13 protein-coding genes are annotated in these 17964 nt (G+C 72.4%); 4 read left to right on the forward strand and 9 right to left on the reverse strand.

Translation table 11 applies throughout. The features are described 5' to 3' along the window. The 3 genes from ACFP1K_RS11910 to ACFP1K_RS11920 form a co-directional block, all read right to left on the reverse strand. Positions 1-573 carry an ECF transporter S component gene (locus ACFP1K_RS11910; protein ID WP_380750677.1) on the reverse strand — a complete coding sequence of 191 codons (573 nt, stop codon included), beginning with the start codon at positions 571-573 and terminating at the stop codon, positions 1-3. Next, positions 570-2228 carry an ABC transporter ATP-binding protein gene (locus tag ACFP1K_RS11915; RefSeq protein ID WP_380750679.1) on the reverse strand — a complete coding sequence of 553 codons (1659 nt, stop codon included), beginning with the start codon at positions 2226-2228 and terminating at the stop codon, positions 570-572. The genes ACFP1K_RS11910 and ACFP1K_RS11915 overlap by 4 nt, the downstream gene beginning before the upstream one ends. Positions 2229-2465: 237 nt before the next feature. Further along, positions 2466-3338 (reverse strand): hypothetical protein, encoded by an 873-nt coding sequence (locus ACFP1K_RS11920; RefSeq protein ID WP_380750682.1) that lies wholly within the window; start codon positions 3336-3338, stop codon positions 2466-2468. Between the two features lie 169 nt (positions 3339-3507). Between ACFP1K_RS11920 and ACFP1K_RS11925 the strand changes: the two genes are divergently transcribed. Beyond that, positions 3508-4362, forward strand: coding sequence for a tyrosine-protein phosphatase (locus ACFP1K_RS11925; RefSeq protein ID WP_380750685.1), 855 nt, complete (start codon positions 3508-3510; stop codon positions 4360-4362). 43 nt (positions 4363-4405) lie between these two features. Here the strand turns inward: ACFP1K_RS11925 and ACFP1K_RS11930 are convergent, their stop codons facing one another. Next, a complete protein-coding gene (locus ACFP1K_RS11930) occupies positions 4406-5311 on the reverse strand; it encodes a proteasome assembly chaperone family protein (protein WP_380750688.1) in 906 nt (301 codons plus the stop codon). 122 nt (positions 5312-5433) lie between these two features. On the opposite strand from ACFP1K_RS11930, the gene ACFP1K_RS11935 reads away from it, so the two are divergent. Together ACFP1K_RS11935 and ACFP1K_RS11940 are read left to right on the forward strand one after the other, a co-directional pair. Beyond that, entirely contained in the window at positions 5434-5880 is a 447-nt protein-coding gene (locus tag ACFP1K_RS11935) for an ankyrin repeat domain-containing protein (protein WP_380750693.1), read from the forward strand. Between the two features lie 168 nt (positions 5881-6048). Beyond that, positions 6049-6981 (forward strand): 4-epi-cubebol synthase, encoded by a 933-nt coding sequence (locus ACFP1K_RS11940; RefSeq protein WP_380750698.1) that lies wholly within the window; start codon positions 6049-6051, stop codon positions 6979-6981. 29 nt (positions 6982-7010) lie between these two features. Here the strand turns inward: ACFP1K_RS11940 and ACFP1K_RS11945 are convergent, their stop codons facing one another. Continuing rightward, positions 7011-9125 (reverse strand): ATP-binding protein, encoded by a 2115-nt coding sequence (locus tag ACFP1K_RS11945; RefSeq protein WP_380750701.1) that lies wholly within the window; start codon positions 9123-9125, stop codon positions 7011-7013. A gap of 192 nt (positions 9126-9317) precedes the next feature. On the opposite strand from ACFP1K_RS11945, the gene ACFP1K_RS11950 reads away from it, so the two are divergent. Further along, complete coding sequence (locus ACFP1K_RS11950; protein WP_380750703.1) at positions 9318-9485, forward strand: hypothetical protein; 168 nt, start codon at positions 9318-9320, stop codon at positions 9483-9485. 320 nt (positions 9486-9805) lie between these two features. On the opposite strand, the gene ACFP1K_RS11955 is transcribed toward ACFP1K_RS11950, so the two are convergent. The 4 genes from ACFP1K_RS11955 to ACFP1K_RS11970 form a co-directional block, all read right to left on the reverse strand. Next, on the reverse strand, positions 9806-10942 hold the full coding sequence (locus tag ACFP1K_RS11955; RefSeq protein ID WP_380750705.1) for an NAD(P)/FAD-dependent oxidoreductase: 1137 nt from the start codon (positions 10940-10942) through the stop codon (positions 9806-9808). A gap of 1790 nt (positions 10943-12732) precedes the next feature. After that, on the reverse strand, positions 12733-14010 hold the full coding sequence (locus tag ACFP1K_RS11960) for a hypothetical protein (RefSeq protein WP_380750708.1): 1278 nt from the start codon (positions 14008-14010) through the stop codon (positions 12733-12735). A 192-nt stretch (positions 14011-14202) separates the two neighbouring features. Continuing rightward, positions 14203-15099: an ABC transporter permease gene (locus ACFP1K_RS11965; RefSeq protein ID WP_380750711.1), complete on the reverse strand. Its 897-nt coding sequence runs from the start codon at positions 15097-15099 to the stop codon at positions 14203-14205. Then, positions 15096-17861, reverse strand: coding sequence for an alpha/beta fold hydrolase (locus ACFP1K_RS11970; protein ID WP_380750714.1), 2766 nt, complete (start codon positions 17859-17861; stop codon positions 15096-15098). Before ACFP1K_RS11970 ends, ACFP1K_RS11965 begins: the two co-directional genes overlap by 4 nt. Positions 17862-17964 lie beyond the last annotated feature (103 nt).

Genomic DNA, 17964 nt, shown 5'->3' on the forward strand with positions numbered 1-17964 from the left:
TTACCGTCCCGTCCGCTTGGACAGCGGTTCCCAGATGGCGTCCAGCGCGGGGGTCAGCACGACGACGGCGATGCCGTTGGCGAGCAGGACCGGCCCGTAGTTCAGGGTGAGGAAGGTCTCGAAGCTGATGCCCTGCAGCCAGATGTCGGTGATCACGAACAGCAGGCCGAGCGCCGTGGCGAGCAGCGAGCCGAGCGCGGTCACCACCAGGCGCAGCGCCTCACCGGTGATCGGCGGGATGTAGGCGAAGATCAGCCCGGCGAACGCGCCGACCAGGCCGTTGGCGACGCTCCAGTTCCAGTACGTCAGGCCGGAGCCCTGGATCAGGTCGATGATCGCGTTGCCGACGAACCCGACGAAGAATCCGGCGATGATCCCGAACCGCTTGCCGAAGAACGGCACCAGGGCGAACGCCGGGCGGACCGTGACGTTCTGGGTGCCGGGGATGACGAAGCTGAACAGGCCGAGCACGGCGTACAGCGCGGCGCCCACGGCACCGAACACCACCGTGCGGGAGGAGATGGCGAAGAGAGGCTCTCGCGGCGCCGTCGCACCCGCGCTTTCTGCACTCATGGGATGGTTCCTTCCTGGGGGGAGGGGTTGGAACGTTTATGGGGCGGCAGGCCGCGCGCGAGGTCGAAAGGGTGGGGCAGGGTCCCCGCCTCGGGCAGATGGTCGCGGATCGCCCGGACCAGGCTGGTGGCCCGCAGCCCGGCGCCCGCCCAGACGTCCTTCGCACGCGCCAGCGCGGCGGGCGTGCCGTCGGCGACCACGCGGCCGTCGTCCACCACCACGACGCGGTCGGCGTAGGTCAGCGCGAGGTCGACGTCGTGGGTGATGAAGTAGACGCTCTCCACGCTGCCCGCCGCGAGCGCGTGGCCCATGAACTCGGTGGTGGTGCGCAGATCCTGCCCGGCGGTCGGCTCGTCCAGCACCAGCGTGCGGGGGCGCATGGCGAGCGCGAGGGCGACGGTCAGGCGCCGCTGCTGGCCGAACGACAGCGTGCGCGGCGGGCGGTCCAGGATGTCCTTCTCGCGGTCCAGCAGCATGGCCCTCAGCACCTGGGAGGACTCCTCGGCGATGCGCTCGGCGTCCCAGCCGAGGTTGCGCGGCCCGAAGGCGAGCTCCTGGCGGACGGTGGGGCTGAACAGCGCCTGGCCGGGATGCTGGAAGACGTACCCGAACGTCGTCGCCAGGCTGAGCACCGACCGCTCGGCGATGGGGGAGCCGTCCACCAGCACCTCGCCCCGCTGGGCGGCGATCAGCAGCACGGCGGCGCGCAGCAGCGTGGACTTGCCCGCGCCGTTGGGGCCGAGCACCGCCACCCGCTCGGTGGCGCCGAGCGCGAGGTCCACGCCGGACAGCACGGTGCGCGTGCCGTAGCCGAGGCTCGCCGCGCGGTACTCGAGGCGCGGCTCCGGGCCGGGCGCGGCGGCGCGCGGCGGCGGCGCGGGCGTGGGCGGCAGCTCGGCGGCGCGGGACACCAGCGTGCCGAACGGCAGCTTGACCTGCCCGATCGGCGCCACCCGAAGGAAGCCGTCCACCGGGCCCTGGTAGCGGGCGACGCCGTCGTCGAGGTACAGGACCTCGGTGGGGCCGGAGTCCAGGATCTCCTCGACGCGGTGCTCGACGACGACCGCGGCGCCGCCCTCGTCCACGAACCGCCGTATCTCGCCCATCAGCCGCAACCCGGCCGCGGGGTCCAGGTTGGCCAGCGGCTCGTCCACTATGACGACCTGGGGGCGCATCGCCAGCACCCCCGCGAAGGCCACCATCTGCAGCTCGCCGCCGCTCAGCCCCGCGGTGGGGCGGTCCAGCAGGTGCGTGACGCCGACCCGGGCCGCGACCTCGTCGATCCGGCGCCTGATCTCGGCGCGGGGCAGCCCGAGGTTCTCCGGGCCGAAGGCGATCTCGGACGCCACGGTCGTCCCGACGATCTGGGTGCGCGGGTCCTGGAGCAGGGTGCCGACCACCGCCGACAGGTCGCGGATGCTCCGCCCGGCCGCCGGGCGCCCGCCGATCAGCACCTCGCCGGTGATCTCGGCGCGGTAGGAGTGGGGGATGAGGCCGTTGATCAGCCGGAGCAGGGTGCTCTTGCCGCAGCCGGACGGCCCGCTCACCAGAGTGAGATCGCCGGGCCGCACCGTGAGGCTCACCGGGCCGAGCGCGGGGAGCCCGGTGGAGAGGTAACGGACGCCGGCGTCACGGACCTCGATGAGCGTGGTCATGACGGGATCCCCCCTCCCTTCCCGGGTCGATGCCCGTAGGAGATTAAAGGGGAGATCATCACTCCGTGCAATTAGCAGGCAGGACATTTGAATCGGGCATCCGATGGACCGATTACCGGTTTTCGGGTCGCTCAATTACGAACGGGTGGGATGGACCGGTAAAACGATGTCATGGAGGTTTCGGACACATGTCGTGCCATGCGATCCGGCGGCTCCGGGAGCAGGGAAAATCTTCGCTCAGGCGGTCAGGGAGAGCAGGTGGCCGCCGGCCTTCCTCGCCTCGTCGATGCTCCGCCGGAACACCCGCTCCACGTCCTCGGCCTGCTCGCCGAGCCGGCCGATCGGCACGGCGGACGGCGGGTCCACGGTGTTCTCCGCCACCAGCCGCTGGTACTCGCCGGTGCGCTCCCTGAGTACCCCGAGCTGCCGGTAGGCCCGGTAGACGGCGTCGGCCCGCCGCACCTCGCGCGCGTAGGCCTCCAGGGCGGCCACCCGCGCGGCCAGCGCCCGGCGCGCCAGGCCGAGCGCCTGGTCGTACGGCTCGAAGATCTCGGCGATGTCGCTCGGCAGGTCCTTCGGCACGATCCGCTCGTGCTCGGCCCTGGCGCGGCCGAGCTCGGCCAGCCGCAGGCCGAGGTTCCACAGCTCGGCGGGCAGGGTGACGGCGTTGTCGAGGTCGTCGAGCAGGCGGTCCCGGTTGATCCCCGAGCCGAGCACCTCGCCGACCGCCGCTTGCGCCTTCGCCATCAGCTCGCGGCCCTCGGCGTCCAGGTCGGACGGCAGCACGAACCGGTCGGCGTGCCGGGCGGCCACCCGCAGGCGGCGCCGGGCCGCCCGGGGCCGGGGATCGGCGGCCAGGGCCTGCGCCCCGCCGACGCACACCAGCGCCGCCCCCATGGCGAACATGCCCCACGGCCCGGTGAAGATCAGCCCGAGCAGCAGGAAGAGGCTGACGGTCAGGACGATCGCGGGGCTCGGTCCGGGCGGCGGCGGCCGTACCCCGGCGCGCACCGCCCTGAGCGCCTCGGGGCCGTCGCGCAGGGAGCGCGCCACGTCCGGGGGGAGGGCCGGGTCCAGGACCGGGACGGGCGGCGGCACCGGACGCTCCACGTGAGCTCCTTCGCAGAGGCGGCCGGGCCTGATCGGGACCGCTCCACGCCGGGATCAGCGCGTCGCGGGCCGGGGTGGTCGCCACGTGGTGGACACTTCAACTTCTTTCCACACTGTGCCTCTGCCGCATTCCCTGTGTGGACATATAACGCATATACGCTGGGGAGTGATGAACGAACTAACGAGGTGGATAGATCTGGACGGCGCCGTCAACGTGCGGGACCTAGGCGGTCTCCCCACGCTGGACGGCGGAACGACGAGGTTCGGCCGGGTGCTCCGGGCCGACAACCTCCAGGACCTCAGCGACCCGGACATCGAGCGGCTCCTCGGGGAGCTCAAGCTGCGCGACGTGGTGGACCTTCGCTCCCACGCCGAGGTCGACCTGGAGGGACCGGGCCCCCTCACGCGGGTGCCCGACGTGACCATTCACCACCACACCCTGTTCGCCGAGGCCGGCAGGCACACCGACGTGGAGGCCGACACCTCCGCCGTCCCGCTGCGCGCCACCGCCGAGGCCGAGGCCCGCGAGGCGGCGGCCAGGATCGACGGTGACCGGGTGCTGCCCTGGCAGGGACGGCACGAGAACAAGGTCGCCGAGGTCAGGGTCGTCGGCTTCTACACGGCCTACCTGCGCGACCGGCCCGACTCGGTGCTCGCGGCGCTGCGGGTGCTGGCGTACGGCGACGGCGCGGCCATCGTGCACTGCGCGGCAGGCAAGGACCGCACCGGGGTGGTGTCCGCGCTGGCGCTGTCGGTGGCGGACGTCACCCGCGAGGCCATCGTGGCCGACTACGTGGCGACCGGAGACCGGCTGGAGTCCCTGCTCGGCCGGCTGCGCGGCAGCTCCACCTACCGCGACGACCTCGACTCGCGCCCCCCCGACAGCCACCGGCCGCGGCCCGAGTACATGGAGTTCTTCCTGGACTCCCTCGGCGCGGACTACGACGGCCCGCTCGGCTGGCTCGACCGCCACGGCTGGACGGCCGCCGACGCGGCGGCGCTGCGCTCCCGCCTGCGGGACTGACGCCCCCTCCCGGCGCGCCGCCCGGGAAAGGCGCGGCGGGACGTCAGGAGTCGCGCTCGTCCCGCTCGGCCAGGAAACGCTCGAACTGCGCCGCCAGCTCGTCGCCGGTGGGCATGGGGGTGGGCTCGGCCATGAGGTTCTCGTGCTCGGCGCCCGCGGTGAACGCGTCGTACTGCTGCTCCAGGCCCTTGATCGCGGTGGACAGCTCCTCGGACGCGACGATCTGCTCCTCGATCTCGGCCGTGGTCTTCTCGGCCGCGTCCCGGAGGTTCTCCATCGGGAACACCAGCCCGGTGCTGCGGGTGACGGCCTCCAGGGCGGTCACGGCAGCCCGGGGGTACTCCGCCTGCGCCAGGTAGTGGGGGACGTGGACGGCGTACCCGAGCGCGTCGTGGCCCCGGGCGCCGAGGCGGAACTCCAGGAGCGCGGCGGCGCTGCCCGGCACCTGGATCTTGCCGAACGGGCTGCCCGGCCCGGTGAGCAGCTCGGGCTTGGTGCCGTGCGCGGTCACGCCGAGCGGCCGGGTGTGCGGCGCCGCCATCGGGATGCCGTGCATGGTGACAAGCTTGCCGATCTTCAGCCTGGTGGCCAGCGCGCCCACCGCCTCGGTGAACAGCTCCCACTCGCGGTCGGGCTCCGGGCCGCTCATCACCAGGAACGGCGTGCCCGTGGTGTCGTGGGCCAGGCGCACCGCCAGCTCAGGGGCCTCGCAGTCGACCCACCGGTCGGTGTCGAAGGTCATGATCGGGCGCCGCGACCGGTAGTCGAGAAGGCGGTCGACGTCGAACGTCGCCACGACCCGGTGCTCCAGTTCGGCGAGCAGGTGCCCGACGGCGAGCCTGCCGGCCCCTCCCGCGTCCACGAAGCCCTCAAAGTGGTAGAGCAGCACCGGATCGGTCAGCTCGGGCACATCGCCGCTGAGCCGGTAAAGATCCGTCGGGTCGAACACCTCGGGTCCCAGCCTTTCTATCGTCCTGAAGAGAGAACCTATGGGATGCGCTGTGGATTCCGCCGGGCGAGTCGGCAGGTGGACACGACCGTGCCGCCGGCCGCCCGGGACCCGGGTGCAGAATGGACCTCGTGCGGGATGACGACGACGTGGAGGAGCTCGCGACCAGGCTGTTCGCGATGGCGAGGGCCGGGCGCACCGAGCAGTTGTGCGCGTACGTCGACGCGGGCGTCCCGGCCGGCCTCACCAACGACAAGGGCGACTCCCTGCTGATGCTGGCCGCCTACCACGGCCACGCCGAGACCGTGCGGGCGCTGGTCGCGCGGGGCGCCGATCCCTCCCGGGCCAACGACCGGGGCCAGACCCCGCTGGCCGGGGCGGTCTTCAAGAAGGAGCCCGAGGTGGTGCGGGCCCTGCTGGACGCCGGGGCCGACCCCGCCGAGGGCACCCCGTCCGCCGTGGCCACGGCCCGCATGTTCGGCCACGATGAATACCTGGAATGGTTCGGCGGGGGAAACTCCCGGCCCGGAGGACGCGGTGACGCGCCGCCTGGCGGCCGTGCGTCGTGAAATGCCAGGTCGCGGGGGTGGGCGGCGGTACGGTGTCAGGGTGCCGGGCAACACGTTGTAGTTGCGGTGCATTTTTATTGCCATGATATGGAGATGGCTGAAATAGCGCCGTCCGAGCTTGTTCTCCCGCGTTTGTCGTGCCCGTTCCCCAGCCTTATCAACCCGCACGTGGACCAGGTGGACAGGGAGACGTACTCGTGGCTGGTCGCGAGCCACATGATCAGCGACCAGGCCGAGCTGGACCGATACCGTGAGGCCGCGTACGGCTGGCTGGGGGCCCGCACCTACCCCTACGCCGAGCCGTCCGAGCTGCGCCTGGTCACCGACTGGTGCGTGTGGCTGTTCGCCTTTGACGACGCCTTCTGCGAGTCCGACCGGCGGGCCGCGGAGATCGCCAGGGCGCTGCCGCAACTGCTCGCCGTGCTGGACGACGCCGGGGCCGGCGAGGAGGCGGCGGACCCGTTCGCCCGCGCCCTGCTGGACGTCAAGCTGCGAGTCGCCGAGGCGGGCAACCCCGACCAGCTGGACCGCTGGCGATGGGTCACAAAGGACTATCTCTTCGCCCAGGTCTGGGAGGCGGCCAACCGCGAGGACGACATCGTGCCCACCTACGGCGACTACATCTTCATGCGCCGTCGAACGGGCGCCATGCTCACCGTGTTCGCGCTCATCGACCTGGCCGCCGGCCACCCGCTGACCGCCGCCGAGTGGCGGCACCCCGACACCCGGGCGATCACGCAGTTCGCCAACGACGTCGTGGTCTGGGACAACGACCTGCTGTCCTACGCCAAGGAGCGCGGCGGGGTGAACGCCCGCAACAACCTGGTCAGCGTGTTGTCGCGGCACCGGCATCGGTCCATCCAGGACGCGATGAACCTCATCGGCCGGATGCGCGACGAGGCGATCAGCGGCATGCAGGACCTGCGCGTACGGCTGGAACGGCTCACCTCGCCCGCGGTGGACGCCTACGTCCGCGGCCTGGAGCACTGGATCAGCGGCAGCATCGCCTACTCGCTGACCAGCACCCGGTACACCAGGGCCTGGCAGGGCCACTCCCAGCCCCGACCGCACCACCGACATCCGCACCACCGCCACAACTGACACGGTCCCGCCGCCCTGATCGCGCCGGGTCAGCCGACGGCCACCTCGGGCGCGTCGATCTCGCCCATGGCGTAGCTGACGGCCTCTTCGAAGTTCATCGTGCTGCCGTGCTGGTACGCCTCGACGAAGACGTCCTCGCCGAGGATGCGCTTGCACTCCTTCACGCACGCCTCGTGCTCGGTGCCGAAGAACGGCGAGCCGAACAGCGGCAGCCCGAACAGCTTCCAGTTGGACTGGGCCGCGCCGAGGATGCGCGCCGCCCGCACGCCGTCGCCCTGCTCGACGGCGAGATAGGACAGGGTCTCCATCGCCAGCACCGCGCCGAGCACGTCGTGGAAGTCCCGCTTGATCCGCAGCGCCTCCTGGGCGCTCAGCACCGCCTGCTCGGTGCGGCCGGTCATCCGCTCGATCGACGCCGTCGCCCAGATGGCGTACGAGCGCAGCCACAGCTCCCCGCGCTCGGTGCACAGCTGGCGGCAGTCGCGCAGCAGCGACTCGGCCTCGGCGAGCTCGTTCTGCTGGGTGAGCACCACCGCGAGCTCGGCGATGGCCGGCAGCAGCCCGGGGTTGAGCTCGCGCCCGCTGCGGTGGAACTCGATCGCGACGCCGAGCAGGGCGGTCGCCTTGTGCAGATCGCCCTGGAGGAACGCCACCGTGCCCTGCATCTTGGTGGCGAGGATCACCGCGATGGAGTCGCCGACCCGCACCGCGTCCGACGCGCACTGCTCCGCGGCCTCCAGCGCCGCCGTGGTGTCGCCCTGCGCGTTGCGGACGTAGGCGAGCACCCACAGCGCCTTGCAACGTTCCTTGCTCGGCTCGACGCAGGCGTGCAGCGCCCGTTCGAGGTACAGACGGCCCTCCCGGGCGAACCCGCACGCCACCCACATGAACCACAGCGAGGACAGCAGCTCCAGGCCGGTGCGCGCCTCCTGCGAATCGCGCAGGCAGTAGTCGAGCGCGGCGCGGATGTTGTCGTGCTCCTGGCGCATGCGGCCGAACCAGTAGACCTGGCGCGGGCCCGACCAGGCGTGCTCGCCGCGCTGGGCGACCTGGAGGTAGTAGTCCCGGTGGCGGCGCCGCACCCAGTCGCCCTCCTCCAGCTTGTCCAGCCATTCCTTGCCGTAGTGGCGCAGCGTGTCGATCAGCCGGTACCGCACGCCGATGCGCTCGTTGCCGCTCAGCAGGATCGACTTCTCGACCAGCCCGGCGATCAGGTCGACGATGCGCTCGGCGGGGAGGTCCTCGCTGGCGCAGACGTAACGGGCCGCCTCCAGCTCGAAGTCGCCAGAGAAGATCGACAGCCGGGCCCACAGCAGCCGCTCGGCGGGCTCGCACAGCTCGTGGCTCCAGCCGATCGCGGCCCGCAGCGTCTGGTGGCGCGGCAGCGCGGTGCGGCTCGCGCCGGCCAGCAGGCTGAAGCGGTCGGTCAGCAGGGCCAGGATCTGCTCCACCGACAGCGCGCGCAGCCGCACCGACGCCAGCTCGATCGCCAGCGGGATGCCGTCCAGCCGCCGGCACAGCTCGGAGACGGCCGCGATGTTGTCCTCGTCGACCGTGAAGTCCGGCACGACGGCCGTCGCCCGCTCGGTGAGCAGCTGCACCGACTCGTTGAGGAAAGGGCTCTCCCCGGCTTCCTCGCCGGGTACCCGCAGCGGGGCGATGGGGATGGACTGTTCGCCGGGCACGCCGAGGGACTGCCTGCTGGTGGCGAGGACGCGCACCTGCGGCGCGTCGCGCAGCACCCGGTCGATCAGCTCGGCGCACGCGTCGATGAGGTGCTCGCAGGAGTCGACGACCAGCAGCAGCCTGCGGGCCGACAGCCACTCGGTGAGGGTCTCGACCTCCGGGCGGGCCGACTGGTCGGCGATGCCTAGTGCGGCGTTGACGGCGTGGCGCACCATGGTGTGGTCCTGCAGGCGGGAAAGGTCCACGTACCAGACGCCGTCGGGGAACTGCTGGCCGACCTGATGGGCGACGCGCAGGGCGGTGCGGGACTTGCCCACGCCGCCGATGCCGGTGATCGTGACGAGACGCGCGTCCTGGAGGCGCCGTCTGACCGTGGCCAGCAGCCGGTCACGTCCGACGAAGCTCGTCAGCTCCGCGGGTAAGTTGCCCTCTCTGCGCCATCCTGCGGGGGTTGCCATGGCCGCCTCACGGGTCTCGTCCCGGCGTGCTGTCTGCCCCGCATCGTACCCGTGTCCCGTCCCCACTGTCCCGGTCCTGACACGCCCTCCCCACCCTCCATCCGAGCCGCCGACCAGCTGATTCGTAGGGATTTGCGGGGGTTTTTCGGGTGGTGCGATCGACCATCCCGCCACCCGCGTAGCATTGACCCCGTGACTGCGCACGAGCCGGATGACCTGCGTCCGGTGGACCTCCACGACGAGGGACTGCCGGTGCTACCCGACCAGACAAGCGACGACACCGACTCAGGCTGGGGCGACTGGCCCTCCCCCGACGATGTCTCCCACCTCCTAGAGGAACGCCCACCCCACTGGGGCTAACCCCGGCCCCCCGGGCCGAGCCCCCCTCCCCACAGATGAACGGGCACGTCACACACCGCTACCCCCACCATGCCGGTCGCCTGGAAATGGTCCTCACGCAGGCCTGGAGCCCCCGGTGTACCCGGGCGCCCGGTGAAATGGTCCTCGCGGAGGCCGCGCTTCGCGCGGAAGGCGCAAGGGCTGTTCTCCTGCGGGGGATGCCCCCGCACCCCCGGCCCTGCCGGGCTCACCGTGTCCCGCCGTAGCCGTGCCCCGGGCCGAGGCGTACCCGCGCGCCTGGCCGAGGGTCCCTCCGGAACGGGATGGATCGCTTTCCGGGATCAGTCAGGGTGGTCGATCGCCAGGTCCGCGAGGTGTGGGTTGACTTCGGGAAACGAGCCGTCGCCGAACAGGATCCGCGCCGTCAAGGCGCGACCGGCGCGGCCGCGTAGTGCGGTCACCGCCGCCTCTGCGGCGGCGGGGGAGCGGATGCCGGCGAACGCGCGGCGCAGTAGCAGCCGGCCTCGGAAGCGGGTCCGTAGCGCGTTTCCGTCGTACTGGCTCAGCATGCGCTGGTCGCCGGTGCGCAGGTATGCGGCGGTGACGGCCGCGGCGAGTTCGGACATGCGTAAGCAGGGGTCCAAGCCGCCGGCCGTCAGCGGTGACACCGCGCCGGCCGCGTCTCCGACGAGCAGGCCGGCGGGGCATGCCAAGCGTCGCAGCACACCGCCGACCGGGATCGGGCCACCTCGGCGCTCGACCGGGCCGGCCGGTGGTGTGGTGCCGGGCGCATCGGCGGCGAAGGCGTCGAGCAGGTGGCGGATGCCGGTGCGCATCGCGTTCGGGTATCCGGCGACGCCGACGTGCGCATGCCGGCCGTCGTCGATGACCCATCCCAGGTATCCCGGGGCGATCCGGGGGTCCAGCACGCAGTGGAACGCCGGGGCGGTCGTGCCCGGCGCGATCGGGTAGACGAGCTCGGCGCCGACGAGGAAGCGCCGGTTGACATCGAGGCCGAGATCACGGGCCACCCGGGAGCGGGCGCCGTCCGCGCCGACGATGAACCGGGCCGTCACCGGTTCCGCACCCACGAACCGCACAGAACCCCGCGACGCGTCGACGTACCGTACGCCCAAGAAGACCCGTGCCCCGGCCGACTCCGCCGCGCGGTGCGCATGCTCGTAGACGGCCGCCATGTCGGCCACGCGGTACTCGTCCCGGTCGCTGGTGAGCCGGATCGGCGCCCGCCGCGACGGCGGATACAGCAGCACGTCCCGGACCCCCGGCCCGAGCAGGTGCTCCGGCATGTCGAAGTCGTCGAGGGTGCGGCGCACGAAGATCCCTGTCGTGCGGATGCCGGCCGACAAGGACCTGCGACGGTCGACCACCATCACGTCCAGCCCCCGTCGCGCGAGCAGGCAGGCTGTGCGCAGACCGGCCAGCCCCGCGCCCACGACCAGTACATCCACCGTCCGCATACTCGCGACGGTAGGTGCGCCGCCTCATCCGTACGATGATTTGCACGCTACCTGCCCCATACCTCCACACCGTCGCCACACTCGGGGACGCTCCTCTGCCGTGAGGTGGCTTCAAGGCATCCGGCAGGACGCTTTCGCACGCCGGAGAGCATGCGGAAGAAGGCAGCCCGTCTACGGCGGCTTCCCGGTCACCGACGACCTACTGGCCGGGGTGTCGCCGACACGGTTCGACTACATGTACTTCCTGTAACGGCTTCATCAGGGATGGTGGCGGCCCGGATGGCACAGGCGAAAGGGCCTGCGGGCGCGTTGATGAACAGGTAGGGGTCGGTCCGGCCGGCTCTGGGGATGTCGATGTAGAGCTCGGCCGCGTAGCCGTCGGGGTCGTGGCCTGAAGGGAGCGGACGAGGCCGCCGTCGACGGCGCCCAGAGGGCGACGAGGCCGGGGTGGGCCTGGATGCGGGCCGAGACCGCACGCAGGTCGTATGCGGCGACGTTCGAGGAGCGGAGCCAAGGCGGTGGGAGAGGGACGGGCTGGCAGGCTCGGGGGTACGGGGGTCCCCGCTCCCCGGCAGACTCAGGGGTGCGGGGGTGCCCCCCCGCATGAGATCAGCCCTTGCGCTATCCGCACGGAGCAGCAGCGCCTGTGACGTCCCCTGAAATGGTGTAACTCCTGGGGATCTTCGTGAAGGGTGTCGATGGCCCGCTACCTGGCGCCTAGGGCGGCGCGTTCATGATCACGGTCACGGAAATCACAGCACCTGGCGGGACGTCACCAGCGCGCCCTCCGCGAGGACCATTTCCGGGGCGCGCGGTACGCGCGGGTTTCCCGCCGTGCGGCGGCACCGTCGCGAAGCCCCGTCGCTTCGTCGGGGTTCGTCTTATCGGCGCCGGGTCGGTGGGACGTGGTACGGCGAATCCGGTGCCGCCGTACGGCGGGACACCGGCCTGACGGAACGCGTCCCGGCGGCGCCGGATGAGCCCGGCAGGCCCGGCGGTGCGGGGGCGTCCCCCGCTTGAGGAACAGCCCTTGCGCCTTCCGCGCGGAGCGCGGCCTCCGCGAGGACCATTTCCCAGGGCGCCCGGTAGGCACGGGTTTCCGCCGTGCGGCGGCCCCGTCGCGAAGCGCCGTCGCTTTGTCGGGGTTCGTCTTATCGGCGCCGGGTCGGTGGGACGTGGTACGGCGAATCCGGTGCCGCCGTACGGCGGGACACCGGCCTGACGGAACGCGTCCTGGCGGCGCCGGATGAGCCCGGCAGGGCCGGGGGTGCGGGGGTGTCCCCCGCTTGAGGAACAGCCCTTGCGCCTTCCGCGCGGAGCGCGCCCTCCGCGAGGACCATTTCCCAGGGCGCCCGGCACGTGCGGGTTTCCCGCCGTACGGCGGCGCCGGATTCGCCGTACAACGTCCCGCCGACGCGGCGCCGGTTTGGGGCGGCCCCTTGGGGTGGGGTGGCTCCCCCGGGGGGTGGCTCCCCGGGTGGGGCGGCTCCCCGGGTGGGGCGGCCCCTCGGGTGGGGCGGCTCCCCCGGGTGGGGCGGCTCCCCCGGGATGGGGCGGCTCCCCCGGGATGGGGCGGCTCCCCCGGGATGGGGCGGCTCCCCCGGGATGGGGCGGCCCCTCGGGGTGGGGCCGCTCCCCGGCGTGGGGTGGCCCCTCGGGGTGGGGTGGTCGTCGGGGTAGGGAGAGCGGTCCTTTGGGGCCGGCTGAGGCGGACTGCGGGACTTTGGGGGTCTGGGTATGGTGACGGCCCGGGGCCGGTTGGGGCCTCCGGGCCGTTGGGGGGTTGGGGGTCAGAGGGTGGGGGAGGCGCCGTTCATTGACAGGACTGGGGTGGAGGGGTCGGGGTCGGGGGTGTCGGGGACGACGATGGCGGGGAAGGTGCCGGTGTCTACGATGCCGTGTTCGCGGTAGGCGGCCTCTATGAGGGCGTGGGCTCGGGGCTCCAGCTTCCAGAGGGCGCGGTATTCGCGGGCGGTGGCGAGGGACAGGCCGGTTTCCCGGGCGATGTCGGCGGCGCGGGGGACGAACTTGCGGTCGATCTGCTTGTCCCAGTACGCCCGGGCGGAGCGCAGCAGGGCGGCCCGCTGGGCGGTGTCCACCACGGGGGCGGACTGGTGCATCATCTCGGGCTCTTCGTCGTCGTCGGGGTAGCCTCGGCCGCGCGCGGAGGTCACGGGGGGGAGGGCGTTGCGGGGTTCCTCGTGCTCGGGCTCCCAGGGCACCGGCGGGCGCAGGTCGATCAGGGCGCTGGTGTTGTACAGGGCGCCGATCTGGGACAGCAACGCCTCCTGGCGCGCCTGGTCGACGGCCAGCCCGGTGTGCTCCACGGCTTGGTCCATCATGCGGTCCAGCTTGGTCAGCGCGACGCGCATGCGGCGGTCCGACGCGCCGGCCTCGCGCAGCGCGCGGGCCCGCTTGGCGGCCAGGGCCACCCGGGTCAGGCGGCGGTGGGCGTCCACCTCGGTGACCGTGCGGTCACTGACCTCGGCCAGGCCGAGCCGCACCATCGCCCGCTCCGGCGTGAACCGCCACTTGATCCGGGAGCGGCCCGTGATGCGGTGCCGCTCGATGGCCATGCCGCGTTCCCACAGCCACGCCGCGACCAGCGGGGCGGCGAGCCGGAAGATGGCCTCCGCCAGGCTGCGCGCGTCCAGGCTGGACAGCACCGCGGACAGGCCGGTGAGCACCCACACGGCCATCCCGTCGATGCCCGCGGAGAAGTTCTCCCGCATGTTGCGCCGGGCCCGCACCGCGCTGGTGATCACCGCGACCTCGATGAACGCGAACAGCAGCAGCCGGAGCGGCCCGTCGAACCCGAGGACGTCCCCCGAGAACCGCCACATGCCCTGCGCGGACACGCCGGTGGCGATGCTGGCGGCGACGATGGTGAGAATATCCTCCGCCGGCCGGTTGGCCGCGAACCGCCGGAAGGTATGGGCCCCGGCCCGATAGGCCGTCCGCAGCGCGATGTACGCGAGGACGAGCAGGGCGAGGGCGAAGACGCAGATGACGGCCGTTCCGACCGGATTGTCCGACGCGAAAGTGGTTATCTGATCAATGGGGGGCATCAGTCACTGTCCGTCATGCTCGATATCCGACAGGATTTACCGAGAGGATCATTGCAGAACATCGGCCCCGATGTTCCATGAACCCACATCGACCACACAGAAAGTATCCGATCTCTCCGCCCCCACAAGTACCCGGCCCACCCGGGCCCCCAGGACACCCGGCCCGTGACGCTCCGTCGCACGGCCGAGGGGCTAGGAAACGATGTCCTTGTGCTGGAAGCGGCGGAAGGCGACGGCTATGAGGATCACGGCGTAGGTGACGGAAAGTGCGGTGCCTCGGATCATGCCGTTCCAGTCGAGTTCGGGGACCAGGGCGTCGAGCCAGGCGGTGTTCCAGAAGGTGGGAAGGAACTCGCGGAGGGCGCCCAGGGCCTCGACCGCCTGGAGGATGTTGCTGACGATGACCAGGCCCACGGCGCCGCCGACGGCGCCGAGCGGGGAGTCGGTGCTCACCGACAGCAGGAAGGCCAAGGCCGCCACCACCAGCTGGCTGATCAGGGCGTAGCCGATCACGATGCCGAAGCGGGGGAGGACGGCGGCGGCGGGGATCACGTCGCCGGTGCCGGGGAGCTGGACGTCGTTCCAGCCGAAGGCGACCGTGCCCGCCAGTAAGGCCATCAGGGGAAGCGCGATGACGGCCACGGCGGAGTAGCCGAGAGCGACGATCAGCTTGTGGCGCAGGAGACGGGCGCGGGGGACGGGGGCGGCCAGGAGGTAGCGGAGGGAGGACCAGCTCGCCTCGCTGGCGACCGTGTCGCCGCAGAACAGGGCCACCGCCACGACCAGCAGGAGGGTGGCCGAGACCGAGAGGACGAAGGCGGCGAAGTTGAGGCCGCCCTGGGTCGCCAGGTCGGACAGGCGGAAGTTCCCGGGGCGGGTCGCGGCGGGACCCAGGGCGAAGGCGATCACCAGGACCCACGGCAGGGCCAGCAGCAGGCCGAACATCACCATGGTGCGGCGGCGCTTGAACTGACGCACCGCCTCAACCCGCAGCGGCAGCGTGCGCCTCGGGGAGTAACCGGGGCTCACCGCGCGGGCCGTCTCGGTGCCGGGGCTCGCCATGTCTTCTCCCGTGCCTGCGCTTGTCATGATCTCTCCTGGATCAGGTCGAGGAAGACCTCTTCCAGACGGGCCTTGTGGCCGTTGGCCGAGGTGGCGCCGACCAGCAGGTCGGAGACCCGGCCCGCGGCGACCAGGCGGCCGCGGTGCATCACCACCACGTGGTCGCAGACCTGTTCCACCTCGGCCAGCAGGTGGCTGGAGACGATCACGGTGCGGCCTTCGCGCGCGTAGCGGATCAGCACCCGCCGCATCTCGGCGATCTGCGGCGGGTCCAGGCCGTTGGTCGGCTCGTCGAGGACGAGCAGGTCCGGCAGGCCGAGCATGGCCTGGGCGATGGCGAGGCGCTGCCGCATGCCCTGGGAGTAGGTGCGCACCGGACGTTCCAGCGCCTCCCCCAGCGCGGCGATCTCCAGGGCCTCCGCCATCCGGGCGTCCTGTTCCGGCCGTCCCGTCGCGCGCCAGTACAGCCGCAGGTTCTCCCGGCCGGACAGATGGGGCAGGAAACCCGGTCCCTCTACAAAGCATCCGAGCCTGGACAACACCGGCGCGCCCGGGGTCACCGCATGCCCGAACACCTTGATCTCGCCCGCGTCCGGGTGGATCAGGCCCATCAGCATGCGCATCGTCGTCGTCTTCCCGGCGCCGTTCGGGCCGAGCAGCCCGAGCACCTGCCCGTGCTCCACCCGGAACGACAGCCCGTCCACCGCGAGCTCCCCGTTGCGGTACCTCTTCGTCAGTCCCGTGATCTCCAGCGGGACCGGGTCCCCGGCGGCCCCGGCCCTCGTGCGGTGGGGACGGCGGACGGTGAGCAGGATGAGGACCGCGACGACCAGGGCCGCCAGGGGGAGGGCCCAGACGGACCAGGTGACGCCGCCGGCGGTGAGGCGCAGGGCCGGGTCGGTGGGGACGGTGAGGTCGGGGGCGGCCAGGGCGATCCCGTGGACGGCCGGGACCGTGTCGGAGGTGAAGCCCATGTCGGTGGTGCTCAGCGCCACCCGCAGCCGGTGACCGGGGGCGAAGCGGTGGTCGATCGCGGGGAGGGTGACGGTGACCGGCGTGCCCTGCTCGGTCGCCGTGATCCGCAGCGGCGCGACCAGGCCCTGCGGCAGCACCGGGCGGGGGCCGCCGACGTCGTAGAGCTTGGCGAACAGGGAGACCTCGCCCGTGCCGCGCACCAGGATCCTCGCCACCGGGGAGCCCGTCACCTGCACCGACCCCGCCAGTGGCTCGGAGTCGAACACGGCCACCTGGCCGGGCATGTCCAGCGCCGCCCCGGCGCCGCTCGCGGCGCTGAGCAGGGCGCCGAGGCCGGGGACCGAGGAGAGAGCGGCGGGGGAGCCGCCCGGCGGGGTCGCCACCTGCTGCTCGGGGCCGGTGAGCCTGACCGGTACCGTCGCCGTCCCGGCCAGGCCGGGGTAGCGGCCGGAGGTGGCGTGCTCCAGGACGGGACGGCGGGTGCCGGGGTCCCGGCCGCCGTCCCTGGTCACCGTGAAGGCGTCCCCGGTGGCGGCGCCGTCCTTCTTCAGCCAGCGGTCGAACCAGCCGGTGGTGCGGTCGGTCAGCCACTCGGGCTCGCCGTCCCCGCCGTCGTGCCCGCCGTCGAACCAGGCCACCTCCACCGGCGCCCCCGTCGCGGCGATGGCCCGCGCGTTGGCGTCCGCGTGCCCCAGGGGGAACAGCGAGTCCCGTTTGCCCTGGATGAGCAGCGTGGGCACCCGGATCTTGCCCTGCACGGATATGGGGCTGGACGCCCGCAACGTCCGCACCGCGTCCGCGGTCGCCCGCCCGCTCCGCGCCACCTGCAGGTAGAGGTCACAGATCGCCGGCAGGAACCGCCCGCACTGCACATCCCGCCCCGCCGCCCCGGCGGCCTCGCCGGTCGCGGGCGGTGCGGCGGAGGCGGACGGCTCGGCGCTCGCGGAGGGTTCGGCGCCTGTAGACGGTTGGCCGGAGGCGGAGGGTTCGGCGCCTGTAGACGGTTGGGCGGAGGTGGAGGGCTCGGTGGTCGCCGGCGGGCCGGCGGTCCCGGACGGATCGGCGCTCGCCGGTGGTCCGGCGGTCGCTGCCGGGGCGCCGGTGGGGGCGGTTCCCGGGTCGGAGGTGTCGCCGGGCTGGGCGATCAGGCCGCCGCCGCCGGGGGCCAAGGGGGAGTCGGAGGCCCTGCTGAAGAACAGCGCGGCCCACATGCGTTTGAAGACGCCGTTCTCGGGGCCGCGGCCGGTGGCGTCGGGGAACAGGGCGTCGGCCAGGTCGTACCAGGTGATCTGGGGGACGATGGCGTCGATGCGGGGGTCGTAGGCGGCGGCCATCAGGGAGATCGCGCCGCCGTACGAGCCGCCGGTGGCGCCGAGGCGGGGGTCGCCGGGGGCGTCGAGCTGCACCTCGGGACGCTTGGCCAGCCAGTCGATCAGCTGGCGGACGTCCTTGACCTCGTAGTCGGGGGAGTTGAGGGCGATCTCCCCGGTGGAGGCGCCGAATCCCCGTGCCGACCAGGTGAGAACCGCGTACCCACGCTCGGCCAGCAGCTCGGCCTCGGTGCGCACGCTGCGCTTGCTGCCGCCGAACCCGTGCGCCAGCAGCACGGCCGGTGCCTTCCCGCCTCCGGCGGGCGGGAAGAAGGTGGCGTCCAGCGTGACCCGCTGGTCGTCCCGGGGGCCGTCCATCACCGTGATGCGCTGATCGAGCCCGCGCGGTGGCCCTCCCGACGGCCACAGGGCCCACGCCCCGGTACCTACGGCCAGCACCGCCACGACGAGCAGTGCCGCCGTCCGCCTCCCCGCGAGCTTCATGCCGCGAGCCTACTGAGACCAGCTGAGAGATCGCTGAGGTGACGCACGGGTGGATCGGCGGGCGTAACAGGTCCGCAATCAGGGAAGTCCCTGATTGCGGAGC

It is taken from the genome of Sphaerisporangium aureirubrum (assembly GCF_042658925.1).
GTDB lineage: Bacteria > Actinomycetota > Actinomycetes > Streptosporangiales > Streptosporangiaceae > Sphaerisporangium > Sphaerisporangium aureirubrum.